Source organism: Streptomyces sp. NH27 (assembly GCF_056859195.1).
The window spans coordinates 1-10,299 of record NZ_JACEGK010000279.1; the positions used below are offsets into that span (position 1 = coordinate 1).

11 protein-coding genes are annotated in these 10,299 nt (G+C 72.6%); 5 read left to right on the forward strand and 6 right to left on the reverse strand.

Going from position 1 to position 10,299, the window contains the following annotated elements:
• The coding region (locus tag AC13HU_RS22040) for a HesB/IscA family protein (protein ID WP_483043646.1) at positions 1-344 on the reverse strand (344 nt) is incomplete at its 3' end.
• 262 nt (positions 345-606) lie between these two features.
• On the opposite strand from AC13HU_RS22040, the gene nadA reads away from it, so the two are divergent.
• Together nadA and AC13HU_RS22050 are read left to right on the forward strand one after the other, a co-directional pair.
• A complete protein-coding gene (gene nadA, locus AC13HU_RS22045; protein WP_483043656.1) occupies positions 607-1,785 on the forward strand; it encodes a quinolinate synthase NadA in 1,179 nt (392 codons plus the stop codon).
• An 87-nt stretch (positions 1,786-1,872) separates the two neighbouring features.
• On the forward strand, positions 1,873-2,748 hold the full coding sequence (locus AC13HU_RS22050; protein WP_483043647.1) for a GNAT family N-acetyltransferase: 876 nt from the start codon (positions 1,873-1,875) through the stop codon (positions 2,746-2,748).
• Between the two features lie 98 nt (positions 2,749-2,846).
• On the opposite strand, the gene AC13HU_RS22055 is transcribed toward AC13HU_RS22050, so the two are convergent.
• On the reverse strand, positions 2,847-3,908 hold the full coding sequence (locus AC13HU_RS22055; protein ID WP_483043648.1) for a nicotinate-nucleotide--dimethylbenzimidazole phosphoribosyltransferase: 1,062 nt from the start codon (positions 3,906-3,908) through the stop codon (positions 2,847-2,849).
• 234 nt (positions 3,909-4,142) lie between these two features.
• Positions 4,143-5,366, reverse strand: coding sequence for a bifunctional adenosylcobinamide kinase/adenosylcobinamide-phosphate guanylyltransferase (locus AC13HU_RS22060; RefSeq protein WP_483043649.1), 1,224 nt, complete (start codon positions 5,364-5,366; stop codon positions 4,143-4,145).
• 211 nt (positions 5,367-5,577) lie between these two features.
• Between AC13HU_RS22060 and AC13HU_RS22065 the strand changes: the two genes are divergently transcribed.
• Positions 5,578-5,808 (forward strand): hypothetical protein, encoded by a 231-nt coding sequence (locus AC13HU_RS22065; protein WP_483043650.1) that lies wholly within the window; start codon positions 5,578-5,580, stop codon positions 5,806-5,808.
• A 130-nt stretch (positions 5,809-5,938) separates the two neighbouring features.
• Here the strand turns inward: AC13HU_RS22065 and AC13HU_RS22070 are convergent, their stop codons facing one another.
• The 3 genes from AC13HU_RS22070 to AC13HU_RS22080 form a co-directional block, all read right to left on the reverse strand.
• Positions 5,939-7,048, reverse strand: a complete 1,110-nt coding sequence (locus AC13HU_RS22070; RefSeq protein ID WP_483043651.1) for a S1C family serine protease — start codon at positions 7,046-7,048, stop codon at positions 5,939-5,941.
• Between the two features lie 189 nt (positions 7,049-7,237).
• The gene (locus tag AC13HU_RS22075) at positions 7,238-8,143 is read right to left on the reverse strand and encodes a class I SAM-dependent methyltransferase (RefSeq protein WP_483043652.1); all 906 of its coding nucleotides are present in this window, start codon (positions 8,141-8,143) and stop codon (positions 7,238-7,240) included.
• Positions 8,144-8,205: 62 nt separating this feature from the next.
• Positions 8,206-8,796: a DUF3043 domain-containing protein gene (locus tag AC13HU_RS22080; RefSeq protein WP_483043653.1), complete on the reverse strand. Its 591-nt coding sequence runs from the start codon at positions 8,794-8,796 to the stop codon at positions 8,206-8,208.
• A 195-nt stretch (positions 8,797-8,991) separates the two neighbouring features.
• Here AC13HU_RS22080 and AC13HU_RS22085 point away from each other — a divergent pair, with 195 nt between their 5' ends.
• Both AC13HU_RS22085 and pspAA read left to right on the forward strand, forming a co-directional pair.
• Positions 8,992-9,789: a PspA/IM30 family protein gene (locus AC13HU_RS22085; protein WP_483043654.1), complete on the forward strand. Its 798-nt coding sequence runs from the start codon at positions 8,992-8,994 to the stop codon at positions 9,787-9,789.
• A 33-nt stretch (positions 9,790-9,822) separates the two neighbouring features.
• Positions 9,823-10,101: a PspA-associated protein PspAA gene (gene pspAA, locus AC13HU_RS22090; RefSeq protein ID WP_483043655.1), complete on the forward strand. Its 279-nt coding sequence runs from the start codon at positions 9,823-9,825 to the stop codon at positions 10,099-10,101.
• The last annotated feature ends 198 nt before the right edge of the window (positions 10,102-10,299 follow it).

A 10,299-nucleotide genomic window follows, 5' to 3' on the forward strand; every position in this document is an offset into this window, starting at 1 on the left:
GAGTCGCCGCAGGCGCAGGAACCCGTGGCGTTCGGGTTGTCGATCGTGAAGCCCTGCGTCTCGATGGTGTCGACGAAGTCGACGGAGGCGCCGCCCAGGTACGGGGCGCTCATCCGGTCGGTGACGACCTTGACGCCGTCGAAGTCCTTGACGACGTCGCCGTCGAGGGCGCGCTCGTCGAAGAAGAGCTGGTAGCGCAGGCCCGAGCAGCCGCCGGGCTGAACGGCGACCCGCAGGGCGAGGTCCTCGCGGCCTTCCTGCTCAAGCAGGCTCTTCACCTTGGCGGCGGCAGCGTCGGACAGGAGGATGCCGTCCGTCTTGGTGGTCTCGTCCTGAACCGTCATGTGCTTCACTCCCGGGTTGTACGGACTTCTGGCTATCGGTGGAACCGATGCCTATTCGGATTCATTCCGGGTCCGCGGCGACTTGTTCCTCACTCGTTCCTCCATGTTCGCACACGCCCTGGGGATGCCCAGCGGTATGCGTCACACTGACGAAACCAGCATCGTCAATCTGACACGAACGGGTTATGATAAATAGCGTCAAGTAGACGAAAAGGTCTGCGCGCTGCAAAGAAAGGGCTACGGGCCCGTGACCACCACACGAATGCCGACCGACCCGACGGAGCCGCTGGACGTCCGGCCCACGCCGCTTGCCCTGCTGCTGCTCGGCCGCGAGTCCGACCCGCGCAGCGAGCGCGGCGTGGAGTGCCCGGGCGACCTGCCCGCGCCGTCCGACCCCGACCTGGTGGCACGGGCCCGGGCCGCCAAGGCCCGGCTGGGCGAGAAGGTCTTCATCCTCGGCCACCACTACCAGCGCGACGAGGTCATCGAGTTCGCGGACGTCACCGGCGACTCCTTCAAGCTCGCCCGCGACGCGGCCGCCCGGCCCGACGCCGAGTACATCGTCTTCTGTGGCGTGCACTTCATGGCCGAGTCCGCGGACATCCTCACCTCGGACGCCCAGCAGGTGATCCTCCCCGACCTCGCGGCCGGCTGCTCGATGGCCGACATGGCCAGTGCCGAGCAGGTCGCCGAGTGCTGGGACGTCCTCACCGACGCCGGTGTCGCCGACACCACGGTCCCGGTGTCGTACATGAACTCCTCGGCGGACATCAAGGCGTTCACCGGCCGGCACGGCGGCACCATCTGCACCTCGTCCAACGCCCGGCGCGCGCTGGAGTGGGCGTTCGAGCAGGGCAAGAAGGTGCTCTTCCTCCCCGACCAGCACCTCGGCCGCAACACCGCGGTACGCGACATGGGCCTGTCGCTCGACGACTGCGTGGTCTACAACCCGCACAAGCCCGGCGGCGGCCTCACCCCCGAGCAGCTGCGCGCCGCGAAGATGATCCTGTGGCGCGGGCACTGCTCGGTGCACGGGCGCTTCTCGCTGGAGTCGGTCGAGGACGTGCGGGCCCGCATACCCGGGGTCAACGTCCTGGTGCACCCCGAGTGCAAGCACGAGGTCGTCACCGCCGCGGACCACGTCGGCTCCACCGAGCACATCATCAAGATGCTCGACGAGGCGCCCGCGGGCTCCGCCTGGGCCCTGGGCACCGAACTCAACCTCGTCCGCCGCCTGGCCAACGCCCACCCCGACAAGCAGATCGTCTTCCTCGACAAGACCGTCTGCTTCTGCTCCACCATGAACCGCATCGATCTGCCCCACCTGGTCTGGACCCTGGAGTCCCTGGCCGACGGCAAGCTGGTCAACCGCATCCAGGTCGACGCGGAGACCGAGCACTTCGCCAAGCTGGCACTGGAGCAGATGCTGGCGCTGCCGTAACGGGCCCGCCCGGCGGCGCCGCCCTCCATTTGCCGGTCGGCCCAAGGAAGTTGCGCCGGCGACCCCTCGACGTCGCATCATGGAACGGTGATTCTTCGCCCCGTACGCGATGACGAGCTGGACGCCGAGGTCGTACGGGAGATCGCGGCGGCCGCGTTCGGCGCGCCGAGGTCCCTGGACGACGGCGGGCAGGGAACCGACGACGCGGTGCGGACCGCGCGGCAGGACAGCCGGACCCGGCACCTGGCCAGGAGCGATCCCGGCGGGTGCTGGATCGTCGAGGACGAGACGGCCGGTCCGGTGGGCGCGGTGCTGTCCACGCGGCGCGAGGGCACCTGGTCGCTGTCGCTGCTCGCGGTCGTACCCGGGGCGCAGGGCAAGGAGGTCGGCAAGGCGCTGCTGGCGCGGGCGCTGCACTACGGGCGGGCGTGCCTGCGCGGGATCGCCTGCGCGCCGAGCGACCCGGTGGCCGCACGTACGCTGCGGCGCGCGGGCCTGACCCTGCATCCGACGCTTCGGCTGTCGGGGCGGGTGGACACCGCCGGGCTCGACCCGCTGGACGGCGCCGTCCACCAGGGCAGCACCCGGCATCGCGACCTGATGGACTCCGTCGACCGCCGCACCCGGGGCGGGGCGCACGGCCCCGACCACGAGGAACTCCTGCGGCACCACGCCCTGTTCGTCGTGGACGACCTCGCGGGCAGCGGCTACTGCTATTCCCGGAACGGGCATGTCGAGGCGCTCGCGGCGACCTCCCGCCGCCTCGCGACCCGCCTGCTCACCGCCGCACTCGTCGCCACTCCGCCCGGCGAGGCCGCCCGCGTCACCCACGTGTCGGCGGAGTCCCAGTGGGCCCTCGACGTCGCCGTCGCCGCCGGGCTCGACATCACCAACGACGGTTTCCTCTGCCTACGGGGCCTACGCCCACCCGAACTGGCGATCCTCTCCCGCACGTTGCCCTGAAGGGTGCCCTTGGGTATGTGCGGCTTCCTCCGCGGAGGAGGGCAACCCCCAAGGCGGGGCAAAGCGCGGGCTCAGGCACGGCACCGCCGCGAGGTAACTCAGTCGACGGGCTGGGCCTCTTCGGAGGGTGCGAGCCCGGCGGAAAGCGCGGCGGCGGCCTGGAGGAGCGGGAGCGCCATGAGGGATCCGGCGGCGCCGCCGACGGCGACGGCGCGGTCGAGGAGCGGTTCGAGGGAAACCCGGTCGAGCGCCTTCGCCTGCCCGGCCTCACCCGTGCCGGCCCCGGCCACCCACCAGTCGGGCGCGCGGAAGGCGACCCGCTGGGCGACCAGCGCGCAAGCCGCACTGACCACCCCGTCGAGAACGACGGGCAACTTGCGCACGGCAGCCTGTAGCAAGAACCCGGTGATCGCGGCGAAGTCGGCCCCGCCGACCGCCCCGAGCAGCGCGAGCTGATCCCCGAGCACGGGCCGGGCCCGGCGCAACCCGTCCCGGATCGCCGCGCACTTCCGCATCCATGCGAGGTCGTCGATGCCGGAGCCCCGCCCGGTCACGACGGAGGCGTCGGTGCCGCAGAGCGCGGCGATGAGCACACCTGCGGCCGTGGTGCCGCCGACACTGAGGTCGCCCAGAAGCACGAGGTCGGTGCCGGAGTCGGCCTCCTCGTCGGCCAACGCCAGCCCGGTACGGAACGCCTTCTCCGTCTCCTCCGGGCTCAGCGCGTCCTCGATGTCGAGACGGCCGGAGCCGCGCCGTACCCGGTGCGCGGTGACCGGTGCGGGCAGTTCCGCCGGGTCGCAGTCGACCGCCATGTCGACGACGCGCAGCTCCGCGCCGTACTGCCGGGCCAGGATCGCGGCCGGCGAGGTGCCGTCGAGCGCGGCCCGGACCAACTCCGCCGTGCTGCCGGCCGGACGCGTCGACACGTCCAGCGCCGCCACGCCGTGGTCCGCGGCGAACACCAACGCCCGGGGCCGGACGATCGGTCGCGCCACCACCTGCCCCTGCACCGCGGCGAGCCAGTCCGCCAGTTCGGCGACCTTCCCCAGCCCGCCGGCCGGGCGCACCAGCCCGCTCCAGCGTTCCTGCGAGTCCCGGCGCACACCCGCGTCCGGCCGCTCCACCAGGGCCCCGAAGTCGTCCATCTCAATCCCACTCACCCGCCGAACAGTACCGGTCCGCCGCGCTCGGCCGCGCGGACCCTCCAGGGTGCTGTGTTCTGTGAGTTGAGGGACCACCTCCCGGTGGGGGGTCTCGCACCTCGGCTACGCGCCATCTCGCTCCCGGCTATCTCCCGGCCGCAGGCCGGTGGCCCGCTGGTCGCGCGGTTCTCCCCCACCGGCAGGTGTCCCTCGACCGAGGGGACGGGGGCACCCGGGGGGTCAGGGGCACCGTTATCGCAGGCGTAGGGGGAGCCCCGCCACCATGAGCAGCACATGCTCGGACTCATCCGCCAGCGCAGCGTTGACGTGGCCGAGGATGTCGCGGAAGCGACGGCCGGCGGAGGTGGCAGGGACCACGCCGGCGCCGACCTCGTTGGAGACGGCGACGACCGTACGGCGGGTGGCGCGCCAGGCGGCCCGCAGGGCGTCGATGTCGGCCTGGACGGCGGCCGCCCCGGTCCGGTGCCAGGTGGCGTCGTCCCAGGCGCCGGCCGCGTCCATGGTGTGGGTCAGCCACAGGGAGAGGCAGTCGACGAGCAGGGGCGGCCCCGCGGAGTCGGCAAGCAGCGGCAGCAGGTCGCAGGTCTCGACGGTGCGCCAGGTGGCGGGGCGGCGCTCGCGGTGCGCGGTGACCCGCTCGGCCCACTCCGCGTCGCCGTCGCGGGTGCCGCCGGTGGCGACGTAGAGGACGTCGGGGAAGGCGGCGAGGCGGCGTTCGGCCTCGGCGGACTTGCCGGAGCGGGCGCCGCCGAGGACGAGGGTGCGGCGTGGCAGGTCGGGGACGTTCTGGTAGTCGCCGACGACCAGGGTCGTGCCGTCGGGCACGGCGCGGGCGCCGAGCGCGGCGAGGCGGCGGCCGAGTTCGGGCCCGGGCGGCGCGTCGTGGCCGAGGTGTACCGCCACGACATCGGTCGTCCCGGCGACGGCACCGGCCGCACGCAGCCGGGCGAGCGCGTCGGGCCGCCCGACCACGTCGAGCAGCACCATGTCGTACGGCACCGTGTCCGCCTCGGCGCGGTGGTTGCCGTTGTCCGCGAGGCCCGCGGGGGCGCATCCCGGCGGCAGGTACAGCGCGCGCAGCCCCTCCGGCGACTCGACCTCGTACCCGGTGCCGGGGGCGTCGGTCGCGACGGCACGCACCCGATGCCCGGTCAGCACCGACAGCCGCCGCCCGTCCGGCACCCGGGCGGGTGCGGGCAGCCCCGGCGGGATCTCGACCGGCGGGCCGTCGTGCGGATGGGACAGCAGTACGAGGCGTAGCCCGCCCAGGGTCTGTCCGGCGCGGGCCGCGGCCAGAGCGACCCCCGGGACCAGGTCGAGCAGCACGACGCCGTCGACGAGCACCGAAGTGGCGCCGCGCGCCCCCTCCCTCGCGGCGAGGGCGCAGGCGGCACACGGGCAGTCGGGCACCGGCAGGCCCTCGGGGCCGCCGGTGCCGAGCAGAGTCAGTTCCACGGGACGATCGTCTCGCGCCTGCCGGGCCCGGGCGCGCGGGGACCGCCCAAGCGGCTGCCGTACGACACGCCGCGTGCCTCGCCGCACCGCGACTTCGGGGTGCCCTCTCGACGGCTCCGTGGCGCGCTGGAAGGATCATCGATGCCCCGGCGAGCCGTGCCTATACGCTTCCTGGGCACTGTCCTCCATTTCCCGGACCGAGGAGAAGCACATGGCGTGGACGTGGCGGTTCGAGGCGGCTGACGGCACCGAGGTGGAGCCCTCGGTCCAGCCGGAGGAGTTCCCCACCCAGGGCGACGCCGAGTCGTGGGTCGGCGAGGTCTGGAAGGAGCTTGCCGCCGGCGGCACCGACCAGGTGACCCTCTTCGAAGACGACACCCGCATCTACGGCCCCCTGAGCCTCGCCGCCGCCGACCCCGAACCCGCCCCGGACGAGTCCTAGCGCCGTGGCCGGAAAGCTTCACCGGTTCGCGGCGCCCGGTGCGGCACCAGCCGAATCCGCCCGGGTGCCCGTCCCCCCACCGGCGGGTGGTCCCTGCACCGACAGCACGGGGCCGCCCGGGCGGGTCAGGTCAGGTCAATGAGCCGAGGGTGACCTCGGCCGTCTTGGTGCCGGAGTTGCTCACGTAGGTGACCTTGACCTTGTCGCCCGGCTTGAGTCCCGCCAGGGCCTCCGTCAGCGACTGCACCGTGGTGATCGGCGTCGACCCGACCTTCGTGATCACGTCACCGGCCTTGAGCCCGGCCTTCGCGGCGGCGCCCCCCTTCGTCGCGCTGACGATCGCCGCGCCGGCCGGCTGGAAGTTCGAACCGACGACCCCGCGCACGGTCACATCGAGCGCGGCCCGCCCGGAATTGGTGACCTTCCCGGTCTTGATGATCTGGTCGGCGATCCGCATGACCGCGGAGGAGGGGATGGCGAACCCGATCCCGGGCGCCGCGCCGCTGCCGAGTTGGGGGTCGGTGGCGGCGAGGGTGGGGATGCCGATCACCTGGTTGTCGAGGTTGACGAGCGCGCCGCCGCTGTTGCCGGGGTTGATCGCCGCGGACGTCTGCACCATGTCGGGGATGGTGGCCCCGGTGCCGCCGCTGCTGCCCGAGCCGCCCTCGCTGACGGTGCGCCCGGTCGCGGAGACGATGCCCTGGGTGACGCTGCTGGACAGGCCGAGCGGGTTGCCCATGGCGAGCACGATCTCCCCGACGGCGGTGGAGCCCGAGGGCGCGAAGGTGGCCGGCTTGAGCCCCTTGGGCACCGAGGTGAGCCGGATCACGGCGAGGTCACTCGCGGGGTAGGACGCCACGAGCTTGGCGGCCAGCGGGCTGCCGCCGGTGGCCAGGGACACCTGGAACGAGGTGGCGTTCCCGATGACGTGCGCGTTGGTGACGATGTCGCCCTTGCTGTCGTAGACGACGCCGGACCCGAGGTCCTGTTTGGTGGTGATCTGGACGACCGAGGGCAGCACGTTCTTCACGGTGCTCTGGTACGCGTTCTGGAGGGCGTCCGAGGAGCCGGCCTTGTCCACCGCGGCCTTGGCGACGGGTGCGCCGGGACCCGAGTCGGACGCGGCACCGGGCGAGGGGCTGCACCCGGAGGCGAGCAGGACGGCGGTGCACGCCACGGCGGTACCGGTGGCGGGCAGCAGGAAGCGGTGGCGGTGGCGGTCGTTGCGCGATCGACTCATGCCCGAATTGTCGCTTTTACGGTGCCGCGTGGCGCGGCCCGGACCGCCAATCGGGTCGTATGCCCGCATGGCCCCGCGGTACGCCCGTACGGCCCCGTGCCGAACACCCAGCACCGAACGACCCTGCGCCTCGGCCGCGCCCGGCCGCACCCCGCCCCGCGCCCTGCACCGCTCGGCCCGGTGGGCTGCTCAGCCCCGTACCCCGCACAGGTGCAGCAGCGCCGCCACCGCGCGGTACGGGTCGGTCCGGCCCGCCTGTTCCTCGGCCGCCAGCAGCAGCTCCAGCTCGCGCGGGTCGGGCGGGACCAGGGCCCGGTCCGGGGCGGTGTCGGTGAAGATCCGCACGCCGTACCAGGCGCGCAGCGGCACCCCGATGCCGTCGAGCACGGCGGTCAGTGCCGCGCGGCGGTCGGCGCGGGTGGAAAGGCCCAGCCGGTTGGTGTACGCGTCGGAGCCGAAGGCGCCCAGCGCGGCCGTCCAGTCGCCGAGCAGGCCGGCGCGCATGGCGAGCGCGTCGCCGTTGCGCACCAGCAGGGACAGCAGGCCGCCGGGGGTGAGCACCCGGGCCAGTGCGGCGAGCAGCGGCTCGGGGTCGGGGACGTACATCAGCACGCCGTGGCAGAGCACCACGTCGAAGCAGGCCGGGCCGAAGTGCCGGCCGGTCTCGCGGCCGTCGCCGCGCAGCACCACGAACCGCTCGCGCACGTCCGCGGGCTCGGCCGCGACCGCCTGTTGCAGCGCGGCCAGCATCGCCGGGTCGGACTCCAGGCCGGTGACGAGGTGCCCGAGCCGGGCCAGCCGCAGCGACTGGGTGCCCTGGCCGGGGCCGATGTCCAGCACCCGCAGCCGGCGCCGGGCGTGCGCGCCGGCCGGCTGCGGGAAGCACGCGTCCAGTTGCTCGTCGAGCTGGCGGGCGACCAGTTCCTGGCGGACGGTGTTCCGCAGTCCGCCGAGCCCGGCCAGCCAGCTGCCGGCGCCGCCGGTGAAGCCGCCCGCGCCGGGTCCACCGGCGCCGACCGGCTCCGGTCCACCGCCGGGGCCGCCCGGTCCGGGACCTACCCGCCGACCGTGCGACCCGGGGCCGTTGCCCGGCATGCCACCGTCGGCAGCACCGCCGTATCCGTATTCGTACCCTGCCGGGCCCCCGTGCCCTCCGGTCAGAGTTTGGTGCCGCGGCTGACCTGCGGCTTCGGCAGCCGCAGCCGCCGCATCTGGAGGGTCCGCATCAGTGCGTAGGCGGTGGCGCCCTTGGTGTTCTTGCCCTCGAACCGCAGCCGGAGCTGGCGGCGCAGCAGCACGCTGGTGACCACCGAGTCGATCACGATCGCCACGATCACGACCAGCCACAGCAGCAGCGACAGGTCCTGCATCGAACCGGCGATGCTCAGCACCAGGATCACGACCGCCAGCGGCAGGAAGAACTCCGCGACGCGATAGCGGGAGTCGACGTAGTCCCGGACGAACTTGCGCACCGGTCCCTTGTCGCGGGGCGGCAGATAGCGCTCGTCACCCCCGGCCAGCGCCTCACGCTGCTTGGCCATGTCGACCCTGCGGGCCTCCCGGGCCTGCTTGGTCGCCGCCTTGCGGTCGGTGGGCGTGCTCACCGCCTTACGGCGCTGGCTCTGCGCCTCACTTCGCTTGGGCGTGGGGCGACCCTTGGGAGCCTGTGGGTCGCGCGGCTGGTCCTCCAGCAGCGCCGTATTACTGGCGCTCTGGGCCTGCTCATCATGGGAACGACGTCGGAACACATCTCCCAGGTTACGTGCTTCCGGCGCCACACCCCAGCCCCTCACGTACTCCTTGGGCCCTAGGTCACCGAACCGTGATCGTCCCTACGGATGACCGCATCCGATCCCGAACAGTGCGGTAATGGAACCAAGCCCCGTAGGCTGGGGTCCGTAGAGGTGCTGGAGCAGTTGCCGAGAAGGGGGCGCGCGAGGCCCATGAGCGGTGTCATGAAGCGGATGGGAATGATCTTCCGCGCGAAGGCCAACAAGGCCCTGGACCGGGCCGAGGACCCGCGCGAGACCCTCGACTACTCGTACCAGAAGCAGCTTGAGCTGCTTCAGAAGGTGCGCCGAGGGGTGGCCGACGTGGCCACATCCCGCAAGCGGCTGGAGTTGCAGCTCAACGAGTTGCAGAAGAAGTCATCCACCTACGAGGACCAGGGCCGCAAGGCGCTCGCGCTCGGACGGGAGGACCTGGCCCGCGAGGCGCTGTCCCGCCGGGCCGCGCTCCAGCAGCAGGTCACCGACCTGGAGACGCAGCACACGCAGCTCCAGGGCGAGGAGGAGAAGCTCACGCTCGCCTCCCAGCGGTTGCAGGCCAAGGTGGACGCCTTCCGCACGAAGAAGGAGACCATCAAGGCCACGTACACCGCCGCCCAGGCGCAGACGCAGATCGGCGAGGCGTTCTCGGGCATCTCCGAGGAGATGGGCGACGTCGGCATGGCGATCCAGCGTGCCGAGGACAAGACCGAGCAGCTGCGCGCGCGGGCCGGTGCCCTCGACGAGCTGATGGCCTCCGGCGCCCTGGACGACCCGAGCGGCCTCGCCAAGGACGACCTCCAGGCGGAGCTGGACCGGCTCTCCGGCGGCAGCGACGTCGAGCTGGAACTCCAGCGGATGAAGGCGGAGCTGGCCGGCGGCAGCAGTGGCAGCACCCCGGCCATCGAGGGCGGCCAAAACGGCCAGGGCAACCAGGGACAGTCCCAGGACACGCCCCGGTTCGACAAGCAGTAGATCGCCCTACGGAGCCTTACGGAGGAGGCCGTCGTGATCGTACGGATCATGGGGGAGGGCCAGGTGAAGGTGGACGACTCCCACCTCACCGAGCTCAACAAGCTCGACACCGAACTGCTCGCCGCCGTCCAGTCCGGCGACGAGCCCGCTTTCCGTCATACCCTGAGCGCCCTCCTCGACGGCGTCCGCGGCTTCGGCGAGGCACTCCCCGACGACGCCCTGGTGCCGTCGGAGCTGATCCTCCCCGCCCCGGACGCCACGCTGGAGACGGTCCGCGAGATGCTCAACGACGACGGACTGATCCCCGGGTAGTCCCCTCCGGGGTCGGTCGGCCGTCACAACGGTGCCGCTGCGCTTTCGGCTGCCTGCCGGTGGGGTGCCTGCAACGGTGCCGTTGCGGTTTTGGGTGCCTGCCGGTGGTGGAGTGCCTGTAACGGTGCCGCTGGGTTTCCGGCTGCCTGCCGGTGGTCCGGATACGGCTGCGACGGCCCCTTCGGGCCGGTGACGACC

What these genes read in the sequence shown, in the direction of transcription:
- nadA (WP_483043656.1), top strand. Translation starts at nt 607, where the DNA reads ATGCCGACCGACCCGACGGAGCCGCTGGACGTCCGGCCCACGCCGCTT.
- AC13HU_RS22065 (WP_483043650.1), top strand. Translation starts at nt 5,578, where the DNA reads ATGGCGTGGACGTGGCGGTTCGAGGCGGCTGACGGCACCGAGGTGGAG.
- AC13HU_RS22075 (WP_483043652.1), bottom strand. Translation starts at nt 8,143, where the DNA reads ATGCCGGGCAACGGCCCCGGGTCGCACGGTCGGCGGGTAGGTCCCGGA.
- AC13HU_RS22070 (WP_483043651.1), bottom strand. Translation starts at nt 7,048, where the DNA reads ATGAGTCGATCGCGCAACGACCGCCACCGCCACCGCTTCCTGCTGCCC.
- AC13HU_RS22085 (WP_483043654.1), top strand. Translation starts at nt 8,992, where the DNA reads ATGAGCGGTGTCATGAAGCGGATGGGAATGATCTTCCGCGCGAAGGCC.